This is a genomic window from Amycolatopsis dongchuanensis, assembly GCF_039542405.1.
Classification (GTDB): domain Bacteria; phylum Actinomycetota; class Actinomycetes; order Mycobacteriales; family Pseudonocardiaceae; genus Amycolatopsis_E; species Amycolatopsis_E sacchari.
Window position 1 is genome coordinate 242,718 of the sequence record NZ_BAABIB010000045.1, and the last position, 26,967, is coordinate 269,684.

The following is a 26,967-nucleotide window of genomic DNA, read 5'->3' on the forward strand; positions in this document are numbered from 1 at the left end:
GCCGCATAAGGTGGCCTCATGCGAGTGGTGATCGCCGGCGGGCACGGGAAGATCGCGATGCACCTGGAGCGGCAGCTGGCCGCGAACGGTGACCAGGCGGTGGGCCTGATCCGGAACCCGGACCAGGCGGCCGACCTGCGGGACTCCAGTGCGGAGCCCGTGGTGCTCGACCTGGAGAGCGCTTCCGTCGAAGAGGTCGCCGAGGTCCTGAAGGGCGCCGACGCCGCGGTGTTCGCCGCCGGCGCGGGCCCGGGCAGCGGCATCGCCCGCAAGGACACCGTGGACCGCGGGGCCGCGGCGTTGTTCGCGGCGGCGGCCGAGCGGGCCGGAGTCCGCAGGCACGTGCAGATCGGCTCGATCGGGGTCGGCAAGCCGCCCCGCCCCGGTACCGACGAGGTGTTCGCCGCGTACCTGGAGGCGAAGGCCGCCGCGGAGGACGACCTGCGCGGGCGCGACCTGGACTGGACCATCCTGCGTCCCGGCCGCCTCACCGACGAACCGCCGACGGGCGAGGTCCACCTCGCCGACGAGGTCGACTACGGCGAGATCTCCCGCGAGGACGTGGCCGCGGTGATCATCGCGATCCTCGAAGAGGGCCGGACGTTCCGCCGCACCCTCGAACTGGTCGGCGGCAACACCCCGATCGCCGAAGCGATCGCGCGGATTTAGGAGCCGAGAACCCTTTCCAGATAAGGGTTGCTGAAGACACCGGCCGGGTCCACTTCGCGGCGTACGCGGACGAAGTCGTCGAAGTGCGGGTACAGCTTCTGCAGCGCCGTGGCGTCCAGGTCGTGCATCTTCCCCCAGTGCGGGCGGCCGCCGACCTCCGCGACGATCGCCGCGAAACCCGCGAAGTACTCGCGGTAGGGCATGCCGACGAACTGGTGGATCGCGATGTACGCGGAGTCCCGGCCGTGTGCGGTGGACAGCCAGATGTCGTCGGCCGCGGCGACGCGGACCTCCACCGGGAAGGCGACCGGGTTTTCCAGCCGTGGCACCAGAGCCCGCAGTTCCGCCAGCACGTGGTGCAGCGACTCCCGCGGCACGGCGAACTCCGACTCGACGAACCGCACCCCGCGGTGCGTCGAGAACACCCGGTGCGACACGTCCGCGTACTCCCGCGACGACAACGCCGCCGACGCGAACCGGCCCAGCGAAGGCATCAGCCGTGGCATGAGGCGACCCGTCCGGCACAGCGTGCCGAACGCGACGTTCTCCATGATCTCGTAGTCCACGAACTCCCGGAGCCGGCTCAGCGGCCGCCGCTCCGCTGTCCGGTTGTTGCGCTTGACCAGCGCGTTCTTGCCGTACGGGAACCAGTAGAACTCGAAGTGGTCGTTCTCCTCGGCGAAGGTGTGGAAGCCCTCCAGCACCTGCTCCAGCGGCTCCGGCCCTTCCTGCGCGTGCAGCACGAACGACGGTTCGCACTGCAGGGTCACCGTCGTGATCACGCCGAGCGCACCGAGGCCGACGCGCGCGGCGCTGAACAACTCGGGCCGTTCGTCCGCCGAGCACTGCACGACGGAACCGTCCGCCAGCACCAGTTCCAGCTCGACGACCTGGGTCGCGAGGCCGCCGAGGCGCGCGCCGGTGCCGTGCGTCCCGGTCGAGATCGCGCCCGCGACCGTCTGCGCGTCGATGTCCCCGAGGTTCGTCATCGCGAGCCCGAGCCGGTCGAGCTCTGCGTTGAGCCGCTTCAGCGTGGTCCCCGACCGCACGGTGACGCGGTGCGTCCCGGCGTCGACCGCTGCGATGCCGGTCCACTCGTTCAGGTCAATCGCGTCGGTTTCGGCGACGGCGATGGGGGTGAACGAATGCCCGCTGCCGCGCGGCCGGACGCGGTGTCCCGCGGCCGCGGAAGCGGCCACGACCTCGGCGATCTCGGCCACGCTGCGCGGCGAATGCACACGCTGGGGGTCGGCGGTCGCGGTACCCGCCCAGTTGCTCCACCGGTTCATCGCTTGCCCGTTCGTGTCGGAATGGCAGAAAGGTAAGTGAAAGATATTCGCTTTTCAACCCCGGTTGTCGTACCGTACTTCGCATGACCTCGCCGGACGTCTTCGACCTGGCCACGAAGGATCTCGATCCGCCACTGGCCGTCGTCGACCTGGCCGCGTTCGACGCCAACGCCGAGGACCTCGTGCGCCGCGCGAACGGTACCCCGATCCGGCTGGTCAGCAAGTCGATCCGCTGCCGCTACCTCATCGACCGCGCGCTGGTCAAACCCGGTTTCGCGGGGCTGATGTGCTACTCGCTGGCCGAGGCGCTGTGGCACGTCGAAAACGGGACCAGCGACGACATCCTCGTCGCGTACCCGACCGTCGACCACGGCGCGCTGCGCAGGCTGGTCCGCGACGAACGCGCCCGCGAGACCGTCACGATCATGATCGACTCGGTTGCGCACCTCGACGTCGTGGACGCGGCGGCGGGCCACGACCACCCGCCGGTCCGCGTCTGCCTGGAACTCGACGCGTCGTGGCGGCCGTTCGGGCTGGTGCACGTCGGCACGCGCCGGTCCCCGGTGTTCAGCCCCCGCCAGGCCGCGGACCTCGCGCGGAAAGTGGTGGCGCGCAAGGGTTTCCGGCTCGTCGGGCTGATGGCGTACGAGGGGCAGATCGCCGGGTTCCCCGACGCGACCGGGTCCCGCACCGACGGTGCGGTGCGCTGGATGCAGCGCCGCTCGGCCGCGGAACTCGCGCGGCGCCGGGCCGCGGCCGTGCGCGCGGTCCGCGAGGTGGCCGAACTGGAGTTCGTCAACGGCGGCGGTTCGGGCAGCATCGAACTCACCAGCGCCGAGCGTGCGGTCACCGAGGTCGCCGCGGGGTCCGGCCTGATCGGTTCGACGCTGTTCGACGGCTACACCCGGTTCCGGCCGCGACCCGCCGCGTTCTTCGCACTACCGGTTGTCCACAAGCCGACCAACAACATCGCCACGCTGTTCTCGGGTGGTTACATCGCGTCCGGGCCGCCGTCGAAATCGCGGCTGCCGGCGCCGTACCTGCCCGCCGGGCTGGAGCTGCTGCCGCTCGAAGGAGCGGGCGAGGTGCAGACCCCCGTCCGCGGAAAAGCGGCCCGTGACCTGCGGTTGGGCGATCGGGTGTGGTTGCGGCACGCGAAGGCGGGGGAGCTCGCGGAGCGGTTCACGCACTACCACATCGTCGTCGACGGCCAGGTGGTGCGCACCGTCCCGACCTACCGCGGCGAGCAGCAGAACTTCGGCTGACCCACCCCGGTTGTCCACAGGGGTGTGGACTACTCGCCCAGCCGGTTCGCGAGGTACAGCTTGATCACGTGCTTGGTCTCGTCGACGATCTCCTGATCGCCCTGCGGGTCCCGCGCGAAGGCGAACTTCAGCAGTGCGTCCGCCATCTCGATGGCCACCGAGACCGCGAGCGCGAGCCGCTCGCCCGGCGTCTCGATGTACCTGCGCACCAGCTCGGTCAGCGAGTCGGCGATGACCTTGTTGTTGTCGCGGCTGTCGTCGAGCAGCTGGCGGTCCACCACGTCACCGAAGTGGACCTTGGCGAAGCCGGGCACCGTGCGGTGCATGTCGAGGTAGATGTCCAGGATGGAGTCGACCACGTCCCACCAGTGCGACGGGTCCTCCGACGCGAGCCGCTCGCTGACCACGGCCATGAACCGGTCGAGGTTGCGTTGCGTCAGCGCCTGCACGACCGCGCGCTTGTCGGGGAAGAACTGGTACAGCGAGCCGACCGCGACGCCCGCGCGCTTCGCGATCAGCGTCGTGGTCAACGCGTCGTACCCGATCTCGTCGATCAGCTGGGCACTGGCGTCCAGCATCTGCTCGACCCGCTTCGCACTGCGCTGCTGCACGGGCTGCCGGCGCAGCGGGGTCGCCTGGGTGTCCGACACGTTGTGCTCCTCCTGTGCTTCTGAACTGCGACTTTAGCGTGCCGAAACGCTTCCCCCCGGTTGAGGGAACGGGCTATCGTATGAGAACTTTTCATGTTTGCTCGGCGAAAGGTCGTGCGGCAGTGGAAAACCTGATCTTCCCGGCGGATTTCGTGTGGGGCGTGTCCACCTCAGCCTTCCAGATCGAGGGGGCTCCCGGCGAGGACGGCCGTGGTCCGTCCATTTGGGACGGTTTCGGCCCGGAGCCCGCCGGCGACGCGACCGACCACTACCACCGCTACGCCGACGATGTCGCGCTGATGGCGGACCTGGGGGTGGACGCCTACCGGATGTCCTTCGCCTGGCCCCGCGTCCAGCCCGGTGGCTCCGGCCCGGCGAACCCCCGTGGCCTGGCCTTTTACGACCGCCTCCTCGACGAGGTGTGCGCTGCCGGGATCGCGCCGGTCGGCACCCTCTACCACTGGGACCTCCCGCTCGAACTGGAGGAAGCGGGCGGCTGGCTGAACCGGGACACCGCCTCGCGGTTCGAGGACTACGCGGCGATCCTCGCCGACGCCTTCGCTGATCGGGTGAAGATGTGGATCCCGCTCAACGAACCCGTGGTCACGACCGTCTACGGGTACGCGATCGGCGAATACGCCCCCGGCAAGGCATTGCTGCTCGACGCGCTGCCGACCGCCCACCACCAGCACCTCGCCCACGGGCTCGCCGTGCGGGTGCTGCGTGCCGCCGGCGCGACGAGCGTCGGCACCGCCAACCACCACTCGCCGGTGTGGCCCGCGAGCGGGAGCGAAGCCGATCGCGCGGCCGCGGACTGGCTGGACGCGCTGCTCAACGGGCTGTTCGCCGATCCCGTGCTGCTCGGCCGCTACCCGGAAGAGCTACTGCCGTACCTGCCGCCGGACTGTGCCGACGACCTGCCCGTGATCGCGCAGCCGCTCGACTTCTACGGGGTCAACTACTACGAACCGCAGGGCGCGGCGGCCCCGGGCGAGGGCAACCCGCTGCCGTTCGAACTACGCCCGATCGAGGGTTTTCCCCGCACCACCAACCATTCGCCGATCGTGCCCGATGGGTTGCGGGAGCTGCTCGTCCGCTTCGCCGCGAGGTACGAACTGCCACCGGTCTACGTGACCGAGAACGGGTGCAGCTTCGACGGGGTGCACGATCCCGAGCGCATCGACTTCCTCGAACGGCACCTCGCGGCACTGCGGGCGGCGATGGACGCGGGGGTCGACGTGCGGGGCTACTTCGTGTGGTCCCTGCTCGACAATTTCGAGTGGTCCAAGGGCTACGCGCCGCGGTTCGGGCTCGTGCACGTGGACTACGAGACGCAGCGCCGCACGCCGAAGGACTCCTTCGCCTGGTACCGGGAACTGGTGAGCCGATGACCGAAACGCAACTGCCCGCGGCGCTGGCCGAACCGGTCACCCGGGTCCGGCCCGGCTGGACGACCCTGTTGTTCCTCGCGAACATCGGGCTCTGGCTGGGGATCTACGCGCCGATCCAGATCCTGCTGCCCGAACAGGCCGAGCTGCTCGACGCGGCGGACAAGGAACTGGTGTTCGGGATCGTCACCGGCGTCGGCGCGGTCGTCTCGCTGATCGCGAACCCGCTGGTGGGCCTCGCTTCGGACCGCACGCGGTCGCGCTTCGGCCGGCGGCACCCGTGGACGCTGCTGGGGGCGGCCGTCGGCGCGGTGGGTCTGGTGGTGCTGGCGCTCGCGCCGAACGTCCTGGTGATGACCATCGGCTGGTGCGTCGTGCAGGCGGGGCTCAACGGGATGCTCGCGACGCTGACGTCGGCGGTGCCCGACCGGGTGCCGGTGGAGCAGCGCGCGCACATCGGTGGTCTGGTCGGGATCAGCCAGATGCTGGGCACGGTGCTCGGCGCGGTGCTGGTGACGGTGGTGGTCACGAGCCTGCCGGGTGGTTACGTCGCGTGCGCCGTGCTGGTGCTGCTCGGTGCGGCGGTGTTCGTGTTCCGGACCCCCGACCTCGCGCTGCCGAGGACTTGGCGACCCCCGCACGGCTGGCGGCAGGTGCTGGCGGAGCTGTGGGTGTCACCGCGTGCCCACCCGGACTTCGCCTGGGCGTGGAGCTGCCACTTCCTGATCAACCTCGGCAACAGCCTCGGCACGTTCTTCCTGCTGTACTTCCTCAAGGACGCCGTCCACTACCCGGATCCGGACACCGGCCTGCTGATCATGATGGGCCTCTACGGCGTGGCACTGGCGATCGGCGGGGTGGCGGTCGGGCACCTGTCCGACAAGACCGGCAGGCGCAAGCCGTACGTGTACCTGTCGGTGGTGGTGATGGCCGCGGCGGCGTTCGCGCTGACGACGTGGCAGACGTGGCCCGCGGCGCTGGCGGCGTCCCCGCTGCTGGGCGTCGGCTTCGGCGCCTACTGGGCGGTGGCGCTGGCGATCCTGACGCAGGTCCTGCCGAAGGCGCAGGACCGCGCGAAGGACCTGGGGGTCATCAACATCGCCAACCTGCTGCCCCAGGTCATCGCGCCCCTGCTGGCGACCGTCATCCTGGCCGACCTGGGTGGCTACCCGGCGCTCTTCGCGGCCGCTGGCCTCGCGACGCTACTGGCCGGAGGCGCCGTGGCGGGGGTGAAAACAGTCCGTTAGCGCGTTCCCCTTTGGCGCAGGTAACGGGACCGAACGGGCCCCAGGCGAGCTCGGCCGGCACCACGTCTCGGGACGCTCACGTTGGAAGGTGCACACCCAACGGAGGTTCCATGAGCGACAGCCAGCACCCGACGCGGTTCGGGGTGTTCCACCCGCCCTTTCACTCGCGCAACGAGAACCCGACGCTCGCGCTGCGGCGTGACGTCGAGTTGATGGAGTACCTCGACCACCTCGGTTTCGACGAAGCCTGGATCGGGGAGCACCACAGCGGTGGGTACGAGACGATCAGCTCGCCCGAGGTGTTCATCGCGGCCGCCGCCGAGCGCACGCGGCGGATCCGGTTCGGCACCGGCGCCATCACGTTGCCGTTCCACCACCCGCTGAACGTCGCGAACAGGATGGTGCTGCTGGACCACCTCACGCGCGGTCGGACCATGCTCGGTGTCGGTCCCGGTTCGCTCCCGGCCGACGCGCACATGCTGGGCGTCGACCTCGGCCGGGCGCGCGACATGATGGAGGAGTCGCTCGAAGCGATCGTGGCGCTGCTCGACGGCGACGAACCCGTGAACCGGAAGACCAGCTGGTTCGAGCTGCGGGACGCCCGGCTGCAGTTGCGGCCCTACACGCGCCCGAGGTTCGAGATCGTGGTGACAGCGGTCGCCTCGCCCTCGGGGCCGAGCCTGGCGGGGAGGTTCGGCGCCGGTCTGTTGTCGGCCGCCGCGACCCAGCCCGAGGGGTTCAACGCGCTGGCCTGGCACTGGGACGTGCTGGGGCAGCGAGCGCGGGAGTTCGGCCAGACCGTGGACCGGAGTTCCTGGCGCCTCGTCTGCCCGGTGCACCTCGCGGAGACCCGCGAACAGGCCGCGGCGAACGTCGCGGCCGGGCTCGAGGACTGGGTCCACGGCTACGTCACCAAGCTGACATCGGCGGCGCTGCCCGACATGAGCGGGGTGAGCGATCTGGTGGAGGCCGTGCGGCAGAGCGGGTTCGCCGTGATCGGCACCCCGGACGACGCGATCGAGCAGATCAACCGGCTCACCGAACAGTCGGGCGGATTCGGGTCGTTCGTGATCTTCGAGGGCAACTGGGCCGACCGGGCGGCGACCCTGCGTTCGTACGAACTGTTCGCCCAGCACGTCGCACCGGTCTTCCAGGGGTCACTGGACAGCCTCCGGGCGAACTACGACTGGGCCACCGCGCTGAAACCCCAGTGGGAACGCGAGTCGCAAGCGGCCCAGTCCGCGGCGTTCGCCAAACACGAGGCCGCGCCAGCGGCCGACTAGGAAGCTGCGCCCGTGTTGGTCCAACGTTCACGTGCCCAGCGCCCGGCAGGGTGAGGAACTCGCACCGTGGGGGTCCGGGGGGTCGCCCCCCGGAAACGATGACCGGCCCGCTCCGCCGCGAAACGAGCGCAGCGAGTGAGTGGGAGTGGGCCCGCGGGCCGGTGCCGGTCGGGGGAGGGGAGTGCAACGGCACCGGCCCGCGGAGTTTCGGGCCGCCCTGTCAGGGGCGGGTATCGGGGCCACCCGGTCAAGGGCGGGGCGGTCGCAAGCTGCGGTCTGCAATTTCGCAACCAGCGACCATGGTGATCAACATAGCGGCGGAGGGGACTGTCCGCCAGAGTCTGGAGCCAGGTTTTTACGATTAATCGACGAGCGGTCAGTGCGCTGCGACCTGCGGTATAAGCGCGTGGCGTCCCGTGGTTTCCGCCTGCGTGGGCTTCGGGGCGCGGGTCTGGGCGGGGACGTTCGCCCTGGTCCGGCGCCACGTGCGCCGCAGGTCCTGCTGGGGAGCGAGGCCGCCGGCGACCAGGTGCTCGTGGGCCACCTGCCACACCGAGCACGGCGCCTTGCAGCGGTGCCACCGGGTCGAGCAGGTGGGGCAGTCGCCCCGCTCGTCCGGTTCGTGCGCCGAGAGCATCGCGCGCCAGCCTTCGGTCAGCCGGGGGAGCTCCGAGCGGGCGACCGACACCAGCGAGTCCGTGTCGGCGCGGGTGGCGAGGTCGGCGAGCATGTCGAGCCGCTCCCACACCGCGTTGCGGAGCACCTGCCCAAGAATCTGGTCCACTTCAGAACTACCTTTCCGTCAGCTTCGCAGCTTCGTTGAGCGCCGCCCGCAGCTGGCCGAGCTGGCCCGCGGTCAGCCGCGCCGTCTCCCCGGGCGGTCCCACCAGCACCACCTGGTCGTCCTGCACGAGCACCGTCACACAACGTTCCCGGTTGATCATGTCGCCGCACTGCACGCGCCACACCAGCTGGCCGCCCTCGTAACGGCGCACCTGCGCGGCACGCGGGTCGGTCACGGCCGGCACCGCGGAGCGGGCCGCCGTCCTCACCGCCCCGACGCGGTGGTGAGCCTGGGCGGCGGTCGCACGTGCTGCCGGGATCGAGTCCATGAACTCCACCGCGTCAACTCCGCTCTGTCGGTCTCGGGCCTGTCCGGGTCTTTCGGTTGCTCTGTGTGATCGCGGGGTGTGCCCGCTCGCTCACGGAGAACTGAGAACTAGATTGCGATGAACCAGACGCGAAGAGAAGCCGCTGCGGCACGGGAGCGGCGACCGGCCCGGGGTACACGGTGAACGGTCAGGAGAGTTCGGCCGGGCTGATCAGACTCGGCAAAGTGGCTTTCGCGCGGTTGAATGAGAATGCCTACGCTGCGAATCGACGCCCGACGTGAACGGTGAGGGGGCGCAATGGACGCCAGTAGCACTGGGGACGCCCGGCAGGGCCACCCGATCAGCGCTGATGTCTGGGAGAAGCGGGAGATGCGCGAAGCGCTGGCCGCGCGCGAGATCAGCGCGGTCTACCGCAACCTCCGCAAGGAGGGCATCTCCCAGCGCCAGATCGCCGCCCTCACCGGACAGTCGCAGTCCGAGGTCTCGGAGATCCTCAAGGGACGGCAGGTCATGGCCTACGACGTGCTGGCCAGGATCGCGGACGGACTGGGCGTCCCCCGTGGATACATGGGCCTCGCCTACGACGAGGCCACCGAGATTCAGGTCGTCGGCGCGGCCGACGAGCAGCAGGCTGAGGAGGACGAGTCCGTGAAACGGCGGAACTTCCTCGCGCATGCCGCCCAGGTCACGATGGGGGCGGCGGTCTTCGGATCGTCCCCGCAGGCCTGGGGGGCGGCTCCCGCGAGGACGCCGGCGCCGGGCCACATCGGCATGACCGACGTGCGCCAGGTGGAGGCAGCGACGAGGGCGCTGCGGGCACTCGATTACCAGTACGGCGGCGGGTTCTGCCGGGACGCCGTGGTGGCGCAGCTGTCGTGGGGGCAGCAGATGCTGGACTCCTCGGCGACGACCCCGGTGAAGTCGAGACTGTTCGTGGCGCTGGCCGACCTGCACAGCCTGGCCGGCTGGACGTCGTTCGACACGGGCCTGATGGACTCGGCCCGCGGCCACTTCGCGAACGCGCTGGAGCTGGCGAAACAGGGCGACAACAACCCGCTGGTGGCCAACATCCTGTACCGGATGGGCCGCGTCTACCTGCACCAGGACGCCCCGAACGACGCGCTGAAGCTGTTCCAGCTGGGGCAGATCGCGGCGCAGGAGTCGGGTTCGGAGCTGGCCATCGCCGTGCTCGCGGCCAACCAGGCGTGGGCCTACGCGATGATGGAGAACGAGGACCAGGCGCTGAAGCTGCTGGGCCTCGCCAAGGACGAGTTCGCCCGCGCGAACCTCGCCGAGGCCGAGGACTGGGTGAAGTTCTTCAACGAGACCGACGTCTACGCCATGATCGGCACCGTGCACACGGTGCTGGCGCGCAGCGTGGACCTCAAGCACACGAAGTACGCGATACCGGCGCTGACCAGGGCAGTCGATGCCTATGGCGAGGACATGCAGCGCAGCAAGACCTTCAACCTGAGCGCGCTGGCGACCAACCACCTGCTCGAGGGCGACATCGACCACGGCGCCCGCGTCGGGCGGGCCGCGCTCGAAGCGGCCGAGGGCCTGAAGTCCGCCCGCGTGCGGGACCGCATGCAGCCGCTCAAGGAAGAGGCGGAGAAGCGGAAGAACAACCCGGACGCGCGCGACCTCGCCGAGCGGCTGGGCATCTTCTTCGCCGCCTGAACCTGCCGCGAAAGGTGGGTGCACGACCATGCCTACCGCGACTCTCGATGGCCGTTTCACCAGGGAAAAGCTGGCCGGTGCGCTGACCGCGGCGGCCGGGCTGCTCGGGCTCGACCCGAGCGGTGCCCGGCTGCTGCGGTTCACCAACAACGCCGTCTACCGGCTGGCGAGCGCACCCGTCGTGCTGCGCATCGTCGGCTCCCGCGCGCTGCGGCACCGGGTCTCCCGGGTGGTGACCGTGGCGCGGCACTTCGAACGGCACGGGGTGCCGGCGATCCGCCTGCTGCCGGGTGTCGAGCAGCCGCTCGTCGTGGGCGAGCACCTCGTCACGGCCTGGGAGTACGTGCCGCCTGCCGCGCGCAGGGCGTCCGCGAAGGACCTCGCGCTGCTGCTGCGGCGCGTGCACGAGCTGCCCGTGCCCGACGGCGTGGGCGAGTGGGCGCCGCTCGCCGACGTGCGGGCGCGGGTGGCCGACGCGGAGGAGCTGGACCCGGGCGACCGGCGGTTCCTGCTGCGGCGCTGCGCCGAGGTCGAAGCGGCGCTCGGCGAGCTGGAGTTCCCGCTGCCCAGCGGCCTGATCCACGGCGACGCGCACCCCGGCAACGTGATCGTGGGGCCGGACGGGCCGGTGCTGTGCGACTTCGACTCGACGACCCACGGGCCGCGCGAGTGGGACCTGACGCCGCTCGCGGTGGGCCGTGAGCGGTTCGGGGACCCGGCGGGCCGGTACCGGATGCTGGCCGACGTCTACGGCTTCGACGTGGCCGCTTGGGACGGGTTTCCGGTGCTCAGGGCGGCGCGGGAGCTGAAGCTGACGACGAGCGTGCTGCCGATCCTGCGCAGCCACCCCCAGGTGCGGGCGGAGCTGCGGCGCCGGCTGGACGACCTGCGGGCCGGGCGCACGGCCGATCCCTGGGCGCGTTACCGCTAGCCGCAGATCGAGACCGTTCGGTGACATTCGCCGATGACAGGGGACCGCTCGTCGTTTGTGCAAATGCACGTGCATTGAGTAATAAATTCGGCTCGACTAGTCACCCTGATCGGGCGAGTTGCTACTCCCCGCTTGCAAATTGCGGCTACAGGGTGTTATGAGACGGGCGCCCGGGTCAGCACGACGGCGAAGCCGAAGGCCAGCCCCATGACGACGAGCTCCAGGCTCGCCCACGAAGCCAGCGCCGTCCGCTCGTGCCGGACGATCCGGGGCATCAGCCGCCACCGCAGGTTCGCCGCCAGCACGCCGATGGCCACCGCGCACACCACCTTCAGCAGCACCAGCTGCCCGTAGGCCGTGGTGAACAACGCGGGGAAGAACCCGATCGTCGGGTTCAGCAGGATCTCGACGGCGGCGTTGAACAGTCCCGTGACCACGGTCAACGCCAGGCACAGCGTCGCCAGCCTGGAGAACCGGGGCAGCGCGTGCGCGAGCAGCGTCCGGTTGCCGACGAGCAGCACGACCATCGCGCCGAGCCCGCCCGTCCACGCGACGGCGCTCATGACGTGCAGCTCCATCGAGATCATCGTGTAGTCGTGGTAGTTCCAGTTCGCCGCGTGCCCGGTGACCGGCAAGGGCAGCAGGGCGAACAACGCGAGCCCCACCCGCACCTCGGCGGGCACCTTCTCGCCGTGCCGCAGCGCGAGCACGCCGAGCCCCGCGTGGGCCAGCGCGAGCCCCGCGACGACGAGCAGCGCCTTGCCCGCGCCGATCTGCCCCACGTACGCGGCGATGTCGCCGAAGGACACCGTCTTCGAGCGAGGGCGGAACTCCACGGTCTGCAGCAGCAGGGTGACGATCGCCGCGGTGGCCCAGACCAGTGCGCTCGCCACCGCGGCGGGCCGGGCCAGCGCGAGCACGGGTTCGGTGAGCTTCGGCCGGTCGTACCCGACCAGCACCGACAGCAGGCCGAGCCCGACGGTCGCCACGGCCGCGAGGTCGAGCAGCACGCGGACGACGGGGATGGCGACCGAGACCACCGCGCCCGCGTCCGTGACGCCCGGCACCGGGCCGGTGGCCGTCAGCGCGACGCCGACGAGCACACCGGCCAGCGCGGCGGCGACCGTCGCGACGGCGGTGGAGTACCGCGTGGGCGAGGTGGTCTCGGTCTTGCTCACTGCGTCTTCTCCCGACCCGTCCGCAGCGCCAGGGTCAGCCCGATCGCCAGCAACACGACCGCGCCGAGGATCCACACCCACACCGGGACCCCGCTGCCGCCCGAGCTGTCGCCGGACTGCTGCGCGGCTCCGGTCGCGGCACCGGCGGTCGCCGGGGTGCCGTTACCGGCTTTGGTGAGGGTGAACGTGTACTCGCCCTCCACCGGGTGCCCGTCCGCAGACAGGATCCGGTAGCCGACGGTGTACGTCCCGGCGGGGCCGAGTGGCCGCACCGGTGCGCTGACGACGTTGCTGTTGATCTCCACCGTGCCTTCCGCCCACTGCGAGCGGTCCGGGCCCAGCACCGACACCTGGTTGATGTCGCCGCCCTGGACCGGTGCGTCGAAGGTGAGCGTGATCCTCGCGGGCCCGGCGTCGAGCGCGGCGCCCTTCGCCGGGTCCGTCGAGATCAGCACGTTGTGGGCGAGCGCCGGGGTGGCGGTGGCGACCAGCGCCGCCACCGCCACCACCAGCACGGTCAGTGCCTTGCGCATCTACTTCGCCGTCCTGCGGCTCCGCAGCACGGCCCCGGCGCCGGCACCGAGCCCGAGCGCGCCGACCACGAGCCCCGCGCCGCCGAGCCAGCGGGCGGTGGTGTCGGCCGACGTGGTGCTCGCCGCCTCACCCGTGGTCGAGGTGCTCGCGGTGTGCGCGTCGTGCCCGTCACCCGAGGACGCCGCCGCCAGGTGGACGGTCGGCGCGGGGTGCTCCGGCTCCTCGCCGCCCGGGGCCTCGACCTGGTCCCAGTTCACGACCTGGCCGTTGTCGTAGGTCTGGATCGCGGGCAGGACCAGCTCGTCCACGTTGGACGGCAGCGAGTACGCGGTGATCTCGAACTCCTGGAACTGGCTCTCGCCCTTGGCGATGCCCGAACCCGGCTGTGCGGTGAACACGACCTTGGTGACCGGCTCGGTCACGTCGAGGTTCTTCCCGTCCTTCACGGGCGTGGGCAGCGTGGTCTTGACCACCTCGGCGGTCCAGCCCGGGACGGGCTTGTACCGCACCGAGCTGATCCCGTACTCGGGCTTGATGTCGATCTCGACCTTGGTGGTGCCCGCGTCGGCCTCCTCGTTGGGCACGCGGAACACGATGGCGCCGCTGCCGCCCTTCTGGGGTTCGGCGCCGTAGATGTTGGCGGTGACGTGCGCCGACGCGATGCCGGCGCCGAGCAGGCCGGCGGCGCCGAAGGCGGTCGCCAGCACGGTCGCGCGCAGTGCGCGGTGGTGGGACATGGGGTGTTCGCTCCTGAACATGACGAAGGGATCCGGCGTGCGGGTGACACGCCGGCGAGGTGACAGGGGTTCAGGAGCGGACGGGTGGGCCGCGCCGCCCGTGCACCCGGCGCAGCAGCACCGAGACGAACGGCACGTCCGGCGCGGGAACGGGCACCGGCACCGGGCCCGCGGCGACCGGCGCCGGGCGCCACACCACGGGCAGCAGCAGCCACAGCCGGGCGACGCCGACCCGCAGCATCGACTCGGCGTGCGAGAGCAGCCCGGCGGTGAGCACGGTCGCCACGGCGTGCGCGAGGTACATGCCCGGTGTGGTGGTGCCGTGGTCCATCAGCCCGGTGAGCACGAGGTGCATGGCGAGCTGCGCTGTCCCGAGGACGGCGAGCACGCCGAGGGGCCCGCGGGTCCGTTCGGCCAGCGCGGAGCCGATCCAGCCGATCAGCGCGGTCAGCAGGAGCGTGAGCGCGGTGTCGGGCAGGCCGCCGTCGGCGAGGGCGTGCGCGGTGATCGCGAGCCCCGCCGAGGAGAGGGCGAGCAGCGCTCCGCGCGCGACGCGCGACGCGCCGTGTCGTGCCCGGGGCCTGTTCACCGGCCCAGCGTAGGAGACCGTCGCAAAGCCGCGGTAAGCCCGTGTCGTGTGGTGAACCCAACGTTTGGGTACGTCCCGGAAAAATTGTGCACAACTGTTGTCTTCCCTGGTCAGCCGTCGTCCTTGTGGGTGATACGCGCGGTGCTGACCAGGGCGGGAAGTTGCTGATCACCGAGGAATGAGGAACGGTGATCAAGCCAAGAACCGGCTCCTTCGCTACGCCGAAAGAGTGACAAACCGGAGGGAGGCCGCCCCGCGTGAACCTGTTCGACTACATCGCGGACCGGTGGAGCAGACTGTCGCTGCAGGCCTGGCTGCACGTGAGCGAGGTCGTCCAGGCGACCGTCGTCGCCGCGGTGCTCGGGGTGCTGATCGGCGTGGCGGTGTACCGCAGCCCCATCGGCTCGGCCCTCGCCACGGCGCTCGCGAGCACGATCCTCACGATCCCGTCCTTCGCGCTCATCGGCCTGCTCATCCCCGTCGTGGGCCTGGGTGTGGCGCCCAGCGTCATCCCGCTCGTCGTGTACGCGCTGCTGCCGATCGTGCGCAACACCATCGTGGGACTGTCCGGAGTGGACCCCGCGGTGACCGACGCCGCACGCGGCATCGGCATGAACCGCCTGCGCGTGCTGACCCGCGTCGAGCTGCGGCTGGCGTGGCCCGCGATCCTCGCCGGGATGCGCGTGGCCACGCAGATGCTGATGGGCATCGCGGTGATCGCCGCCTACGCCAAGGGGCCCGGCCTGGGGTCGGAGGTGTTCTCCGGGCTCACGCGCGCGGGCAGCGCCAACGCCACCAACCAGGCGCTGACCGGCACGATCGGAGTCGTCGTGCTGGCGCTGATCCTCGACGGCATCTACGTCCTCATCGCCCGTTTCACCGTTCCGAGGGGTGTCCGTGTCTGAAACGATCGCCAGTCCGTCGTCCGCCGCGGCGGAGAACGCCGTCTCCGGCGTCGAAATCCAGCTCGAGCACGTCACGAAGCGGTACCCCGGTTCGCGGCAGCCCGCCGTCGACGACGTCACGATGACCATCCCGGCAGGCAAGATCGTGATCCTCGTCGGCCCGTCCGGCTGCGGCAAGACCACGACGATGCGGATGATCAACCGGCTCATCGAACCGACGTCGGGGAAGATCGCCATCGGCGGCGAGGACGCGCTGAAGCTCAACCCCGACCGCCTGCGCCGCAAGGTCGGCTACGCGATCCAGCAGGCGGGGCTGTTCCCGCACTTCACCGTCGCGCAGAACATCGCCGTCGTACCGGGGCTGCTGGGCTGGGACAAGAAGAAGGTCAACGACCGGGTCGAGGAGATGCTGGACCTGGTCGGGCTCGACCCGGCGCAGTTCCGCGACCGCTACCCGCGCCAGCTCTCCGGCGGTCAGCAGCAGCGCGTCGGTGTGGCGCGGGCGCTCGCCGCGGACCCGCCGGTGCTGCTGATGGACGAGCCGTTCGGCGCGGTGGACCCGATCACGCGCGGCAACCTGCAGGACGAGCTGCTGCGCCTGCAGTCCGAACTGCACAAGACGATCGTGTTCGTCACGCACGACTTCGACGAGGCGGTCAAGCTCGGCGACAAGATCGCGGTGCTCGGCCCGCAGTCGAAGATCCTGCAGTACGACACGCCCGACGCGATCCTGGCCAACCCCGCCGACGACACGGTCGCCGGCTTCGTCGGGGCCGGCGCCTCGCTGAAGCAGCTGACCCTGCTGCGCGTCCGCGACGTGGAGCTGCGGCAGAGCACGGTGACCGCGAGCGTCGCCGACGCGCCGGCCGACCTGCACCGGAAGCTCACCGAGCAGAACGAGAAGTACGCGCTGGTGCTCGACCAGCGGCGGCGCCCGTTGCGCTGGGTCCACGTGCGTGACCTGCGGAACGCCTCCTCGCTGGCCACGGCGGGCAAACCGCTCGGTGACTCGGTCAGCCTGCAGTCCACCCTGCAGGACGCGCTGGAAGCCATGCTCGTCGAGGGTGGCGCGGTGCCGGTGACCGGTCAGCGCGGCGAGTACGCCGGGATGATCGAAATGGACACGGTGATGGCGGAGATCCAGCGGCTGCGCGAGGAGCACACCGAGTCATGACCACGACCGTAGAAAGCGGTTTCTCCACCGAGTCGGGCTCGCGCCGCGCGGAACGCGGGCGGTTCATCGCCCAGCCGGTCGCCGTCGTGCTCATCGTCGGTGCCGTGCTCGCCTGGGCGCTCACGCGCGACAACGACGCGATCGAGGCGGAGAACCTCAACCTCTCCACGCTGCTCGCCGACACGTGGCGGCACCTGCTGATCACCGTCGCCGTGGCGGCGATCGTCGTCGGGGTCGCGGTGCCGCTGGGCATGCTGCTCACCCGCGGCTGGGCGCGCCGCGTCGCACCGGTGTTCCTGACCATCGCCAACATCGGCCAGGCCGCGCCCGCGCTCGGCATGATCGTGTTGTTCTTCCTGTGGACCAACTGGGAAGGCTTCTGGTGCGCGGTGCTGCCGCTGGCCTTCTACTCGCTGCTCCCGGTGCTGCGCAACACGATCGTCGGCATCGAGGCCGTCGACCCGGCGCTCACCGACGCCGGCCGCGGCATCGGGATGTCCGGCGCGGGGGTGCTGTGGCGCATCGAGATGCCGCTCGCCGTGCCGCTGATCCTCGCCGGGCTGCGCACGTCGCTCGTGCTGGCCGTCGGCACCGCGACGCTGGCGTTCTTCGTCAACGGCGGCGGGCTCGGCGAACTCATCGACACCGGTTACAAGCTCAACCGGATCCCCGTGCTCATCACCGGCGCGGTCCTCGCGGTCGGTCTCGCGCTGCTGGTCGACTGGGTGGGCGCGGTGCTGGAGGAGGTTTTCGGACCGAGGGGGCTCAAGTGAAGCACCGGCTGAAGGCGTTGTTCGGCGCGGTCCTGCTCGCGTCGTCGCTCACGGCGTGCGGGCTGAACGTCAACGCCGCACTGCCCTACGACGTGAAACCCGGCACGATCCGCCCGGTGCCGAGCCTGGAGGGGCTGACCGTGACGGTCGGCTCGAAGGACTTCACCGAGAACATCATCCTCGGCTACCTGGCCGAGCTGGCGCTGTCCGCGGCCGGGGCGAACGTCATCGACCTGACCAACATCAGCGGGTCGAACAGCGCGCGGCAGGCACTGCTCAACGGGCAGATCGACCTGTCGTGGGAGTACACCGGCACCGGCTGGATCTCCTACCAGGGCAACACGCAGCCGATCCCGGACGAGCAACGCCAGTACGACGCGGTCAAGGCGGCCGACGAGCAGCAGTTCGGCATCACCTGGCTGGACTACTCGCCGCTCAACGACACCTACGCCTTCGGCGCGCGTGAGGCCTACGCGGCCGAGCACAACCTCAAGACCAATTCGGACATGACGGCGTTCCTCAAGGAGCACCCGGACCAGGCGGTGTTCTGCGTGGAGACGGAGTTCGCCAGCAGGCAGGACGGCATGCCGGGCGTCACGAAGACCTACGGGTTCCCGACCACGACGGTCAAGACGTTCGGCACCGGGGCGATCTACTCCGCGGTGGCGAACAACACCTGCAACTTCGGCGAGATCTTCACGACGGACGGCCGGATCGCCGGGCTGAACCTCCGGGTGCTGGACGACGACAAGAAGTTCTTCCCGCAGTACAACGCCGCGGTGACGATGAAGAAGTCGTTCCTCCAGGCGCATCCCGCGCTGGCCGACGTGCTGGTGCCCGTCGGCAAGGCGATGGACAACAAGCAGATGGTCGAGCTGTGCAAGCAGGTCGACGTGGACGGCAGGGACGCCGGTGAGGTCGCGCGCGACTGGATGGTGTCGAAGGGCTTTATCAAGTAAGGCCGAGGCGGCGAAGGATTTCGGTCTCCAGCCGCTCCAGCTCCTTCGCCACCGCCTGGTGCGCGGCCTTGCGGCGGGACGCGGGCATCCGCTCCGCCGCGCGGACGGCCGCGGTGAGCTGCTGCAGCGTCGCGTGCGCGTCGGCGGCGAACTTCCGGTCGTCGTCGCTCGCGCGCTCGGCACCGCGGAGGTCGGCGAGCGCGTCGGACACCCCGGCGATGCGCGCGAGCAGGCCGGCGCCGCGGCCGGTGAACTCCGGCAAGCGCTCGACGGGCACCCCGATGCGCCGGGCCTGGTACCGGTCGTAGCCCTCGCGCACGGCGGCCGCCACCTTGATGGCGACCGGCGCGAGCACCGGTGCCACCGCCGGTACCACGACCTTGGCCACGGAGACGGCGTTGCGGGCCCTCTTCGGCGTGAGGCCCTTCTCGACGGAGTCCTTCTTGCGGCTCATTGGGTAAATGTAGCGGCGCGGAGCGCCTCCGTTGAGGGTGGCGGTGGGGAAGCGGCTGGCCCTACTGCATAACGGACGTCCGGACCTTTCTGTCGGTGGGTGCTTCTACAGTGGTTCACGTGGAAACAGAGGTGCTGCTGGATGCCGGAGCGGTGAGCCGTTGCCGGCGTCGCGTGCACCTCGAAGCCGATCCGGCGATGCGCGGTGTGCCGCTGGCGCCGCCCGATCCGGCCGCCGAGCAGCGCATCGCCGACGCCGCCGCGCATCGCGAGGTGATCAGGAAGCGCCTGGTGGAGGCCGTTCCCGGGGCCGGCTGGGTGACGGTGCCGCGTGATCTTCCCGCCGAGGACCGGGTGCGCGTCACCGAGCGGGCGCTGGCCGACGAGGCCGAGTTCATCTGGGGGGCGCTGCTGCCGCCGGACCGCGAGGGTCACCGCCGGGGCGGCGCGGAGCTGCTGGTGCGTTCCGACGGCGGGTACCTGCCGGTGCTCGTGGTGCGCCACCGCGTCACCGATCCGGGCACGGGCGCGGTCACCACCCCGCCGACGGTGCTCGATCCGGGGCGCGCGGTCGTCGACGAGGAGCGCAAGGTCCGTTCGCACGCCCGTGACCAGCTGCGCCTGGCCCACCTGCGCCGGATGCTGCAGACGCTGGGCAGGGCGGCGCACCGGCCGCTGGGCGGGGTCATCGGGCTGGACGCCGACGTGGTGCTGTGGCACGACCTGGCGGCGCCGACGTGGCCGGGCGGCCGCAGCGCGCTCACGGAGTACGACAGCCGCTTCGCCGACCGGGTGGCCGTCGCGCTCGCGGCGGCGAACGGCGAACCCGAGCTGGCGGAGCCGTCGCGGGTGCTGGAGTGCCGCACGTGCCCGTGGTGGCCGACGTGCGAGGCGCGACTGCGGGCGGAGCGGGACGTGAGCCTCGTGGTCCGCGGTGAGGACGCGATGGAACTGCGCCGCGCGGGTGTCTCCACTGTGGACAAGCTGGCGGCGCTGGACCCGGCCGACGAACCGCCGGTCGCGTGGACGTCCGGCCCGTTCGGGGACGCCGTAGCGCTGGCCAGGGCGTGGCTGGCGGACCTGACGGTCGTGCGCCGCGTGCCGGAGGTGACGGTGCCGCGCGGGGACGTCGAGGTCGACGTGGACATGGAGAGCTTCGGCGAGTCCGGGGCGTACCTGTGGGGGTGCCTGCTGTCCGGCGTGGACATCGGCGTGCCGCAGGGGTACCGGGCGTTCGCGACGTGGGACCCACTGCCCACTGTGGATGAAGCGCGCTCGTTCGCGGAGTTCTGGGCGTGGCTGCGCGAGGTGCGGGAGCGCACGCTCGCGGCGGGGCTGACGTTCCGGGCGTACTGCTACAACGCGCTGGCGGAGAACCGCTGGCTCTTCGGCTCGGTCGAGCGCTTCGCGGGCCGCCCCGGTATCCCGTCGCGCCGCGAGGTCCAGTCCTTTGTGGACTCGGACGAGTGGGTGGACCTGTTCCGCGGGGTGACCGACCAGTTCCTGTGCGCCCGGGGCAAGGGGCTCAAGGTGATCGCCCCGGTGGCCGGCTTCACGTGGCGTGACCCGGAGGCGGGCGGCGAGGCGTCGATGCGCTGGTACCGCGACGCGGTGGGCATGGACGGTGGCGTCCCGGATGACACCCAGCGCGAGCGCCTCCTCCGCTACAACGAGGACGACGTCCAGGCCACCCGCGTCCTGCGTGACTGGATGTCCGGCCGCGCCAACGCGATCCCGTACATGGGAGATCTCTAGCCCCAGGTGAGGAACCGGTAGTGCAGGCCGGTCACCGACTCCTGCCACTCCCCGGCGGAGTCCGGCGCGCGGCCGACGTCCGGGGCGTGCGTGTCGCCGTCGAAGTGCTCCTGGAGTTCGGTGACCACGATCCGGTCCGCGAACGGCAGTGCCGCCCGGTACACCGCGGCGCCGCCGATCACCCACACGTCGCCGGTCACCGCGGCGAACGCCCGCGGCAGGTCGGGGAACGTCTCCACGCCCTCCTGCGGGGTGCGCGACAGCACGAGGTTGCGCCTGCCCGGCAGCGGCCGGAACCGCGGCGGCAGCGACTCCCACGTCCGGCGGCCCATCACCACGGCGGCGCCCGCGGTCAGCGTGCGGAAGTGCTTGAGGTCCTCGGGCAGGTGCCACGGCAGCGCGCCGTCCCGGCCGATGACCCCGTTCGCCGACTGCGCCCAGACCAGCCCGATCACACCGCCACCGGCGCCTTGATGGCGGGATGCGGGTCGTAGCCGTCGATCGTGATGTGCTCGTAGGTGTAGTCGAACAGGCTCTCCGCCGGCTTCAGCCGCAGCGTGGGGAACGGGCGCGCCTCGCGGGCGAGCTGCGTCCGCACCTGCTCGACGTGGTTGTCGTAGATGTGGCAGTCGCCGCCGGTCCAGATGAAGTCACCCGCGCGCAGGCCCACCTGCTCGGCGATCATGTGCGTCAGCAGCGCGTAGCTGGCGATGTTGAACGGCACGCCGAGGAACAGGTCGGCGCTGCGCTGGTACAGCTGGCAGGACAGCTCGCCGTCGGCGACGTAGAACTGGAAGAACGCGTGGCACGGCGGCAGTGCCATCCGCGGGATGTCGGCGACGTTCCACGCGGACACGATGATCCGCCGCGAATCCGGGTTCTCGCGCAGCGTCCGCAGCACCTCGGAGATCTGGTCGACGTGCCCGCCGTCCGGCGTGGGCCACGAACGCCACTGCACGCCGTACACCGGGCCCAGCTCGCCGTCCGGCGCCGCCCACTCGTCCCAGATCGTGACGCCGTTGTCCCGCAGCCAGCCGATGTTCGAGTCGCCACGCAGGAACCACAGCAGCTCGTACGCGACCGAGCGGAAATGGACCTTCTTCGTCGTGATGAGCGGGAAGCCGTCGGACAGCCGGTACCGCAGCTGGTGCCCGAAGACCGACCGCGTACCCGTCCCGGTGCGGTCGGCCTTGCGAGCACCCGTCTCGAGCACATGGCGGAGCAGGTCTTCGTACTGCGTATCCGGCATGCCGCGAGCCTAACTACCGCGGCGCCATCCGCAACGAGCCGTCCATGCGGATGACCTCGCCGTTGAGGTAGTCGTGGTCGATGATGGACAGGGCGAGCTGCGCGTACTCGTCCGGGCGCGCGAGGCGCTTCGGGAACGGCACGCCCGCCGCCAGCCCCGCGCGGAACTCCTCGCTCACCGTCGCCAGCATCGGGGTGTCCACGATGCCCGGCGCGATCGTCATGACGCGGATGCCCTGCGAGGCGAGGTCGCGGGCCGCGGGCAGGGTCAGCCCGACCACACCGCCCTTCGACGCCGAGTACGCCACCTGCCCGATCTGCCCGTCGAACGCCGCCACGGACGCGGTGTTGATGATGACGCCGCGGGCGTCGTGCTCCAGGGGTTCGGTCTGGGCGATCGCCTCGGCGGCCAGCGTGATGACGTTGAACGTGCCGATCAGGTTGACCTCGATGACCTTCTTGAACAGGCCGAGGTCGTGCGTGCCCTTGCGGGACAGGATGCGGGCCGACGGGCCGATGCCCGCGCAGTTGACGACGGTGCGCAGCGGGACGCCCGCCCCCGCGGCCTGCTCGACGGCGGCCTTCACCTGCTCGGGGTCGGTGACGTCGGTACCCACGTAGGTCACGCCGTCGACCTCGGGCGCCTTCTCGATCCCCGCCGGGAGGTCGAACGCGAAGACCCGCGCGCCCCGCTCCGCCAGCGCCTTCGCCGTCGCGCCACCGAGTCCGGAAGCCCCGCCGGTGACGATCGCCGCCGTGTCCGTGATCCGCATGTCGTTCCCTTCCTCGCCACACTGCCAGGCCCTCAGGTTAACGGTCGTTCGCATCGCCGCCTGGTGGTCCTCCTCACCGTCGCGCGGAGTATTCGGCCGCGACCACCGGCGTTAGCACGGGCGTCAACTCCGGATGCGACCTTCGCAGCATGGGCTCAGCTCGGATCGTCGTCATCGGCACCGGATACGTAGGCCTCACCACGGGAGCTTGCCTGGCGAGCCTCGGCCACCAGGTCACCTGCGTGGACGTGGACGCCGTGAAGGTCGCGAGACTCGCGGCCGGCCGGGTGGACATCCTCGAACCCGGACTGGAGGAGCTGGTCGCGCGCGGGCTGGCGGCCGGACGGCTCACCTTCGTCGTCGGGTCGCGGCAGGCGGTCGCCGACGCCGAGGCCGTGTTCCTCTGCGTGCCGACGCCGATGGGTGCCGGCGGGGGCGCCGACCTGCGTGCGGTGGAGGCGGTGATCGACGAGATCGCGGGCTCGCTGCCGCCGGGCTGCGCCGTGATCACCAAGTCGACCGTGCCCGTCGGCACCGCGCAGCGCATCCGCGCCCTCCTCGGCCGCCCGGACGTGCCGGTCGTGGCGAACCCCGAGTTCCTGCGCGAGGGCACCGCGGTCGCCGACTTCCTCAACCCGGACCGGATCGTCGTGGGCGCGGACGACGAGGCCGCCGCGCAGTGGGTGGCCGGGCTCTACGCCGACCTCGCCGCGCCGAGCGTCGTGACCGACGCCGCCAGCGCCGAGCTGGTGAAGTACGCGGCGAACTGCTTCCTCGCCATGAAACTGTCCTACGTCAACGCGATCGCCGAGCTGTGCGAGCGGCTGGGCGCCGACATCGAGTCGGTGACCGAGGGCATGGGCTACGACCGCCGCATCGGCCGTTCGTTCCTCAAGCCCGGCCCCGGCTGGGGTGGTTCCTGCCTGCCCAAGGACACCCACGCGCTCGTGCAGGTCGCCGAATCCGTGGGGTTCGACTTCTCGTTGCTGTCCGCGGCGATCCAGGAGAACATCGCCCAGCGGGACCGGATCGTCGCGAAGATCGCGGGCACCGTCGGCACGCTCGCCGGCGCGCGGATCGGGGTGCTGGGGCTGGCGTTCAAGGCGGGCACCAGCGATCTGCGGGATTCGCCTGCCCTGTCTGTGACCGCGATGCTCGCCGCCCACGGCGCCGAGGTGACCGCCTACGACCCCGCGGTCGGCGGCGAGCTGCCCGGCATGCGGGTGGTGGACGACCCGTACCAGACGGCGAAGGGCGCGGACGCGCTCGTCGTGCTGACCGAGTGGGACGAGTTCCGCAGGCTCGACTGGAACTACGTGGCGGAGCTGATGCACGGCGACTCCGTCGTCGACACCCGCAACCTGCTCGACCCGCGCTCGGTGCTGGCGGCGGGCCTGTCGTGGCTGGGCCTCGGCAGGCCGCGCGCCCGCGCCCTCGCCGGTTAGGGCTGCCAGAGCCAGAACTCGATGCCCTGGTTGTCCACGCAGTCCGCGGACAGCCCGTACGGCTGACGCTCCACCTCACCGGCCTGGCCGCCCAGTTCGCGGACGCGGACGAGAGCGGCGTCCAGGTCGTCGACCGCGTACATGAGCTTCCAGCCGACCTGGCGGCCCGGGCCGCCCCACAGACCGCCGAAAAGCCCGGAACCTTCCACGTTCCAACCACCTTCGACGCGGCCCGGCGCGAACTGCCAGCCGAGCACGCCGCCGTAGAACGCCTTCGCCGCCTCGTCGTCGGGCACCTGGAACGTGAAGTACCCGGCCTCCCCGTGCCGCGGGCGCGTGCCCTGCGGCGTCCGGACCGGGGCCTGCGCGACGAGCCACCGCTGGCCGAACGGGTCGCGGATCGCGCCGCTCAGCCCGTGCCCGGTGTCGGCGACCGGGCGCAGCACCTCCGCGCCCCGGTCCACCGCCCTGCGCACGCAATCCTCCACATCGGACACTTCGACGCGGACGGACGCGCCACCGGGCGTGGCGACGTGGCCGATGTCCTCGAACTCCTCGGCGAGCATCAGCACCGAGTCGCCGATGGCCAGTTCCGCGTGCCCGATGCGGCCGTCCGGCATGACGATCGGCTCCGCGCGGCGGGTCGCGCCGAACACCTCGACGTAGAAGTCGAGCGCGCGACGGGCGTCGGACACGGCGAGGTACGGGGTCAGGGAGTGCAGCCGCGCTTCCGCGGGCGCTTCGGTCGTGGTCATGTCTCCTCCGTTCAGAACGGCACGCTGCAACCTCTCGCGTAGTTCGGCGGCGAACCGCGGATCGGGCTCGGCCGGGCGCACCGGCTCGCGGAGGGCGTCGAACGGGTCAGTCATGGCGGCCCTCCTTCCCCCGGTAGGCGGCGCGGAACGCGGCTTTCGCCCGCACCAGCAGTGCTTCCGTCGCGCGCACCGTGCGCCCGAGCAGTCGCGCGACCTCGGGGACCGGCAGCCCGTCGAGGTACCGCACGACAACACTGTGGCACGAAGTGTCTCGATCGGGGGTGGTGGTCGGGCGACGGGCGGGCGCGGCTCGGTGGTGCCCGCCGAGCTCGGCGAGCACCTCCCGGGCCAGCAAAGCGTCGACCTCGGAATCCCAGGGGTCGACGGCCTCGGTCTCGTGCACCAGCCGCAGCCCGCGTTCCTCCCGCTCCCGGCGCCGCCAGTGGTCGACCAGCTTGTGCCGGGCCACCCCGATCAGCCACCGGGTGCTCACCGGCGGCGCTCCCGGGGTGCGGCAGGCGGACACGGCGCCGAGGAACGTCTCCGACGTCAGCTCCTCGGCGACCGCCCGGTTCCCGCAGCGGGACAGCAGGTAGCCGTACACCTCCGGCAGCGCCTCCTCGTACACGTCGAGCAGCGCGAAGGCCGGGTCCGGTCTCACCCGCGGTTCGCTCACATCCCCATCGTCGTCCGGCGCCGGGGTTTTCCGACGCCCCGAACCGGACTTTTTTCAGCCGCGCGGATCGGGCAGCCGCCGCGCCGCGAACGCGATCCCGGCGACCAGCAGTGCCTGCACCAGCGTCACCGTGACCAGCCCGCGTTCGAAGTCGAAGGCGGAGAACAGGGTGCCCAGCAGGGCGACGCCGAGCGCGAGGCACGTCTGCTGCGTGGTGGTGAGCATCCCGCTGCCGACCCCGGCGCTGGAGGCGGGCACGCGGGACAGGATGACGCGGAACATCGTCGGCGCGGTCAGGCCCTGCCCGATGCCGCACAGCAGGGTGCCGGGCACGAGGGCGAGCGCGTTCACGTCCGGCCAGGCCACCAGCACCGTGGCGACCAGCGTCAGCAGCCCGAGCAGCTGCGTGCTCGCGCCGAGCACGACCACCCGGTGCCCGAGCCGGGCCACGAGCCTGCTGCTGAGCAGGGACGCGCCGAGGAACGCGACCGCGAGCGGGGTGAGCGCGAGCCCGGACTCCAGCGGCCCGAGGTGCAGACCGTCCTGCAGGGTCAGCGCGTAGACGAACAGGAAACCGCCGAAGCCGACGAAGAACGGTGCCGCGATGCCGAGCCCGCGCCGCATGGTCGGGGTGCGCAGCAGCGACATCGGCAGCAGCGGTACGCCGCCCGCCGCCTCCAGCCGGCGTTCGACGGCGACGAAAGCGGCCGCCGCGACCGGCGACAGGGCGAGCAGCACCCAGCACCACACGGGCCAGCCGAGCGCGCGGCCTTCCATGAGCGGGATCAGCAGCGCCAGCAGTGCGGTGCCGAGGAGCGCGGTCCCGGCGCGGTCCACCGGCATCGGGTGCTCCGCGCGGGTCTCCGGCAGGGTGCGGCGCGCCAGCACGACGCCGAGCACGCCGATCGGCACGTTCACCAGGAAGATCGGCCGCCAGCCCGAGCCGCCGAGGTCCGCCGAGACGAGGACGCCGCCGAGCAGCTGTCCCACGACCATCGCGATGCCACCGATCGCGCCGTAGTAGCCGAGCGTGCGGGCCCGGTGCTCGCCGGTGGTGGTGGCCTGGATGATCGACAGCACCTGCGGCACCAGCATCGCCGCGGCCGCGCCCTGCGCCGCCCTGGCGAGCACCAGTGTGGTGGCGTCCGGGGCGATCCCGCAGACCAGTGACAGCAGGGTGAACGCGGAGAGCCCGCCGATGAACATCCTGCGGCGGCCGAAGGCGTCCCCGAGGCGGCCGCCGACGACGAGCAGCAGCGCGAACGCGATGCCGTACCCGGCGACGATCCACTCCAGTGTCGCGGTGGAGGCGTGCAGGTCGGCGTCGATGGTGGGCAGTGCGACGTTGACGATGAACAGGTCGATGGGGGCCAGCGCCGCGCCGAGCAGCACGGTCGCCAGCCCGGCTCGCGACAGCGTCCGGGTCCCGGGCGCCGCGAGTGGCAGAACAGTCGTCATGGAACCCACGGTCGGCCGCCGCGGATCGTGGTACCAGAGCG

General features: G+C 71.2%; 28 protein-coding genes. 13 read left to right on the forward strand and 15 right to left on the reverse strand.

What is annotated here, in order from left to right; genetic code table 11:
• The first annotated feature begins 18 nt into the window (after positions 1–18).
• A complete protein-coding gene (locus ABFX51_RS09470; protein WP_091506797.1) occupies positions 19–669 on the forward strand; it encodes an NAD(P)H-binding protein in 651 nt (216 codons plus the stop codon).
• On the opposite strand, the gene ABFX51_RS09475 is transcribed toward ABFX51_RS09470, so the two are convergent.
• Positions 666–1,958: a D-arabinono-1,4-lactone oxidase gene (locus tag ABFX51_RS09475; protein WP_091506799.1), complete on the reverse strand. Its 1,293-nt coding sequence runs from the start codon at positions 1,956–1,958 to the stop codon at positions 666–668. The genes ABFX51_RS09470 and ABFX51_RS09475 overlap by 4 nt on opposite strands.
• A gap of 83 nt (positions 1,959–2,041) precedes the next feature.
• Here ABFX51_RS09475 and ABFX51_RS09480 point away from each other — a divergent pair, with 83 nt between their 5' ends.
• Positions 2,042–3,223: an amino acid deaminase/aldolase gene (locus ABFX51_RS09480; RefSeq protein ID WP_346053451.1), complete on the forward strand. Its 1,182-nt coding sequence runs from the start codon at positions 2,042–2,044 to the stop codon at positions 3,221–3,223.
• A 29-nt stretch (positions 3,224–3,252) separates the two neighbouring features.
• On the opposite strand, the gene ABFX51_RS09485 is transcribed toward ABFX51_RS09480, so the two are convergent.
• The gene (locus ABFX51_RS09485) at positions 3,253–3,873 is read right to left on the reverse strand and encodes a TetR/AcrR family transcriptional regulator (RefSeq protein WP_091506804.1); all 621 of its coding nucleotides are present in this window, start codon (positions 3,871–3,873) and stop codon (positions 3,253–3,255) included.
• Positions 3,874–3,995: 122 nt separating this feature from the next.
• On the opposite strand from ABFX51_RS09485, the gene ABFX51_RS09490 reads away from it, so the two are divergent.
• The 3 genes from ABFX51_RS09490 to ABFX51_RS09500 all read left to right on the forward strand — a co-directional run bounded on the left by ABFX51_RS09490 (position 3,996) and on the right by ABFX51_RS09500 (position 7,791).
• A complete protein-coding gene (locus ABFX51_RS09490; RefSeq protein ID WP_091506806.1) occupies positions 3,996–5,264 on the forward strand; it encodes a GH1 family beta-glucosidase in 1,269 nt (422 codons plus the stop codon).
• A complete protein-coding gene (locus tag ABFX51_RS09495; protein ID WP_091506809.1) occupies positions 5,261–6,508 on the forward strand; it encodes an MFS transporter in 1,248 nt (415 codons plus the stop codon). Before ABFX51_RS09490 ends, ABFX51_RS09495 begins: the two co-directional genes overlap by 4 nt.
• Before the next feature lie 110 nt (positions 6,509–6,618).
• Positions 6,619–7,791, forward strand: coding sequence for an LLM class flavin-dependent oxidoreductase (locus ABFX51_RS09500; RefSeq protein WP_091506811.1), 1,173 nt, complete (start codon positions 6,619–6,621; stop codon positions 7,789–7,791).
• Between the two features lie 376 nt (positions 7,792–8,167).
• Here ABFX51_RS09500 and ABFX51_RS09505 read toward each other — a convergent pair whose 3' ends face one another.
• Positions 8,168–8,575, reverse strand: coding sequence for a hypothetical protein (locus tag ABFX51_RS09505; protein ID WP_091506813.1), 408 nt, complete (start codon positions 8,573–8,575; stop codon positions 8,168–8,170).
• Between the two features lie 7 nt (positions 8,576–8,582).
• Complete coding sequence (locus ABFX51_RS09510; RefSeq protein WP_091506815.1) at positions 8,583–8,912, reverse strand: hypothetical protein; 330 nt, start codon at positions 8,910–8,912, stop codon at positions 8,583–8,585.
• A gap of 288 nt (positions 8,913–9,200) precedes the next feature.
• Here ABFX51_RS09510 and ABFX51_RS09515 point away from each other — a divergent pair, with 288 nt between their 5' ends.
• Together ABFX51_RS09515 and ABFX51_RS09520 are read left to right on the forward strand one after the other, a co-directional pair.
• Entirely contained in the window at positions 9,201–10,583 is a 1,383-nt protein-coding gene (locus tag ABFX51_RS09515) for a helix-turn-helix transcriptional regulator (RefSeq protein ID WP_091506817.1), read from the forward strand.
• A 28-nt stretch (positions 10,584–10,611) separates the two neighbouring features.
• Positions 10,612–11,514, forward strand: a complete 903-nt coding sequence (locus ABFX51_RS09520; RefSeq protein ID WP_346053455.1) for a phosphotransferase enzyme family protein — start codon at positions 10,612–10,614, stop codon at positions 11,512–11,514.
• 155 nt (positions 11,515–11,669) lie between these two features.
• Here the strand turns inward: ABFX51_RS09520 and ABFX51_RS09525 are convergent, their stop codons facing one another.
• From ABFX51_RS09525 to ABFX51_RS09540, 4 genes are all read right to left on the reverse strand, one after another.
• Positions 11,670–12,692 (reverse strand): copper resistance D family protein, encoded by a 1,023-nt coding sequence (locus tag ABFX51_RS09525; protein WP_346053457.1) that lies wholly within the window; start codon positions 12,690–12,692, stop codon positions 11,670–11,672.
• Complete coding sequence (locus tag ABFX51_RS09530) at positions 12,689–13,225, reverse strand: copper resistance CopC family protein (RefSeq protein ID WP_346053459.1); 537 nt, start codon at positions 13,223–13,225, stop codon at positions 12,689–12,691. Before ABFX51_RS09530 ends, ABFX51_RS09525 begins: the two co-directional genes overlap by 4 nt.
• Positions 13,226–13,963, reverse strand: coding sequence for a YcnI family copper-binding membrane protein (locus tag ABFX51_RS09535; RefSeq protein WP_091506827.1), 738 nt, complete (start codon positions 13,961–13,963; stop codon positions 13,226–13,228).
• A 70-nt stretch (positions 13,964–14,033) separates the two neighbouring features.
• Positions 14,034–14,552: a hypothetical protein gene (locus ABFX51_RS09540; RefSeq protein ID WP_346053461.1), complete on the reverse strand. Its 519-nt coding sequence runs from the start codon at positions 14,550–14,552 to the stop codon at positions 14,034–14,036.
• 257 nt (positions 14,553–14,809) lie between these two features.
• Here ABFX51_RS09540 and ABFX51_RS09545 point away from each other — a divergent pair, with 257 nt between their 5' ends.
• From ABFX51_RS09545 to ABFX51_RS09560, 4 genes are read left to right on the forward strand one after another with little or no spacing between them, the layout of a single operon-like run.
• Positions 14,810–15,457: an ABC transporter permease gene (locus tag ABFX51_RS09545; RefSeq protein ID WP_091506832.1), complete on the forward strand. Its 648-nt coding sequence runs from the start codon at positions 14,810–14,812 to the stop codon at positions 15,455–15,457.
• Positions 15,450–16,631 (forward strand): ABC transporter ATP-binding protein, encoded by a 1,182-nt coding sequence (locus ABFX51_RS09550; protein WP_428832461.1) that lies wholly within the window; start codon positions 15,450–15,452, stop codon positions 16,629–16,631. Before ABFX51_RS09545 ends, ABFX51_RS09550 begins: the two co-directional genes overlap by 8 nt.
• Positions 16,628–17,404, forward strand: a complete 777-nt coding sequence (locus ABFX51_RS09555) for an ABC transporter permease (RefSeq protein WP_091506834.1) — start codon at positions 16,628–16,630, stop codon at positions 17,402–17,404. The genes ABFX51_RS09550 and ABFX51_RS09555 overlap by 4 nt, the downstream gene beginning before the upstream one ends.
• A complete protein-coding gene (locus ABFX51_RS09560) occupies positions 17,401–18,363 on the forward strand; it encodes a glycine betaine ABC transporter substrate-binding protein (protein ID WP_091506836.1) in 963 nt (320 codons plus the stop codon). The genes ABFX51_RS09555 and ABFX51_RS09560 overlap by 4 nt, the downstream gene beginning before the upstream one ends.
• On the opposite strand, the gene ABFX51_RS09565 is transcribed toward ABFX51_RS09560, so the two are convergent.
• Entirely contained in the window at positions 18,356–18,817 is a 462-nt protein-coding gene (locus tag ABFX51_RS09565; RefSeq protein ID WP_091506838.1) for a DUF6474 family protein, read from the reverse strand. The two genes, ABFX51_RS09560 and ABFX51_RS09565, sit on opposite strands and share 8 nt — an antisense overlap.
• A gap of 119 nt (positions 18,818–18,936) precedes the next feature.
• On the opposite strand from ABFX51_RS09565, the gene ABFX51_RS09570 reads away from it, so the two are divergent.
• The gene (locus tag ABFX51_RS09570; protein ID WP_346053466.1) at positions 18,937–20,571 is read left to right on the forward strand and encodes a TM0106 family RecB-like putative nuclease; all 1,635 of its coding nucleotides are present in this window, start codon (positions 18,937–18,939) and stop codon (positions 20,569–20,571) included.
• Here the strand turns inward: ABFX51_RS09570 and ABFX51_RS09575 are convergent.
• From ABFX51_RS09575 to ABFX51_RS09585, 3 genes are read right to left on the reverse strand one after another with little or no spacing between them, the layout of a single operon-like run.
• A complete protein-coding gene (locus ABFX51_RS09575; protein WP_091506843.1) occupies positions 20,568–21,026 on the reverse strand; it encodes a dihydrofolate reductase in 459 nt (152 codons plus the stop codon). The genes ABFX51_RS09570 and ABFX51_RS09575 overlap by 4 nt on opposite strands.
• Positions 21,023–21,820 carry a thymidylate synthase gene (locus ABFX51_RS09580; RefSeq protein ID WP_346053468.1) on the reverse strand — a complete coding sequence of 266 codons (798 nt, stop codon included), beginning with the start codon at positions 21,818–21,820 and terminating at the stop codon, positions 21,023–21,025. The genes ABFX51_RS09575 and ABFX51_RS09580 overlap by 4 nt, the downstream gene beginning before the upstream one ends.
• A gap of 13 nt (positions 21,821–21,833) precedes the next feature.
• A complete protein-coding gene (locus ABFX51_RS09585) occupies positions 21,834–22,592 on the reverse strand; it encodes an SDR family NAD(P)-dependent oxidoreductase (protein ID WP_091506848.1) in 759 nt (252 codons plus the stop codon).
• A 149-nt stretch (positions 22,593–22,741) separates the two neighbouring features.
• Here ABFX51_RS09585 and ABFX51_RS09590 point away from each other — a divergent pair, with 149 nt between their 5' ends.
• Positions 22,742–24,037 (forward strand): UDP-glucose dehydrogenase family protein, encoded by a 1,296-nt coding sequence (locus tag ABFX51_RS09590; protein WP_346053470.1) that lies wholly within the window; start codon positions 22,742–22,744, stop codon positions 24,035–24,037.
• On the opposite strand, the gene ABFX51_RS09595 is transcribed toward ABFX51_RS09590, so the two are convergent.
• Genes ABFX51_RS09595 through ABFX51_RS09605 form a run of 3 tightly spaced genes read right to left on the reverse strand, consistent with a single transcriptional unit; the run spans position 24,034 to position 26,926 of the window.
• Positions 24,034–24,906 carry a VOC family protein gene (locus ABFX51_RS09595; RefSeq protein WP_346053471.1) on the reverse strand — a complete coding sequence of 291 codons (873 nt, stop codon included), beginning with the start codon at positions 24,904–24,906 and terminating at the stop codon, positions 24,034–24,036. The genes ABFX51_RS09590 and ABFX51_RS09595 overlap by 4 nt on opposite strands.
• Complete coding sequence (locus ABFX51_RS09600; protein WP_346053473.1) at positions 24,899–25,468, reverse strand: RNA polymerase sigma factor; 570 nt, start codon at positions 25,466–25,468, stop codon at positions 24,899–24,901. The genes ABFX51_RS09595 and ABFX51_RS09600 overlap by 8 nt, the downstream gene beginning before the upstream one ends.
• Positions 25,469–25,522: 54 nt before the next feature.
• Positions 25,523–26,926, reverse strand: a complete 1,404-nt coding sequence (locus ABFX51_RS09605) for an MFS transporter (protein ID WP_346053475.1) — start codon at positions 26,924–26,926, stop codon at positions 25,523–25,525.
• Positions 26,927–26,967 lie beyond the last annotated feature (41 nt).

Excerpts from the sequence above, each read along its gene's own strand:
- ABFX51_RS09580 (WP_346053468.1), bottom strand. The coding sequence starts at position 21,820 with ATGCCGGATACGCAGTACGAAGACCTGCTCCGCCATGTGCTCGAGACG.
- ABFX51_RS09470 (WP_091506797.1), top strand. The coding sequence starts at position 19 with ATGCGAGTGGTGATCGCCGGCGGGCACGGGAAGATCGCGATGCACCTG.
- ABFX51_RS09565 (WP_091506838.1), bottom strand. The coding sequence starts at position 18,817 with ATGAGCCGCAAGAAGGACTCCGTCGAGAAGGGCCTCACGCCGAAGAGG.
- ABFX51_RS09555 (WP_091506834.1), top strand. The coding sequence starts at position 16,628 with ATGACCACGACCGTAGAAAGCGGTTTCTCCACCGAGTCGGGCTCGCGC.
- ABFX51_RS09475 (WP_091506799.1), bottom strand. The coding sequence starts at position 1,958 with ATGAACCGGTGGAGCAACTGGGCGGGTACCGCGACCGCCGACCCCCAG.
- ABFX51_RS09530 (WP_346053459.1), bottom strand. The coding sequence starts at position 13,225 with ATGCGCAAGGCACTGACCGTGCTGGTGGTGGCGGTGGCGGCGCTGGTC.
- ABFX51_RS09535 (WP_091506827.1), bottom strand. The coding sequence starts at position 13,963 with ATGTCCCACCACCGCGCACTGCGCGCGACCGTGCTGGCGACCGCCTTC.
- ABFX51_RS09595 (WP_346053471.1), bottom strand. The coding sequence starts at position 24,906 with ATGACTGACCCGTTCGACGCCCTCCGCGAGCCGGTGCGCCCGGCCGAG.
- ABFX51_RS09585 (WP_091506848.1), bottom strand. The coding sequence starts at position 22,592 with ATGCGGATCACGGACACGGCGGCGATCGTCACCGGCGGGGCTTCCGGA.
- ABFX51_RS09515 (WP_091506817.1), top strand. The coding sequence starts at position 9,201 with ATGGACGCCAGTAGCACTGGGGACGCCCGGCAGGGCCACCCGATCAGC.
- ABFX51_RS09520 (WP_346053455.1), top strand. The coding sequence starts at position 10,612 with ATGCCTACCGCGACTCTCGATGGCCGTTTCACCAGGGAAAAGCTGGCC.
- ABFX51_RS09605 (WP_346053475.1), bottom strand. The coding sequence starts at position 26,926 with ATGACGACTGTTCTGCCACTCGCGGCGCCCGGGACCCGGACGCTGTCG.
- ABFX51_RS09495 (WP_091506809.1), top strand. The coding sequence starts at position 5,261 with ATGACCGAAACGCAACTGCCCGCGGCGCTGGCCGAACCGGTCACCCGG.
- ABFX51_RS09500 (WP_091506811.1), top strand. The coding sequence starts at position 6,619 with ATGAGCGACAGCCAGCACCCGACGCGGTTCGGGGTGTTCCACCCGCCC.
- ABFX51_RS09590 (WP_346053470.1), top strand. The coding sequence starts at position 22,742 with ATGGGCTCAGCTCGGATCGTCGTCATCGGCACCGGATACGTAGGCCTC.
- ABFX51_RS09480 (WP_346053451.1), top strand. The coding sequence starts at position 2,042 with ATGACCTCGCCGGACGTCTTCGACCTGGCCACGAAGGATCTCGATCCG.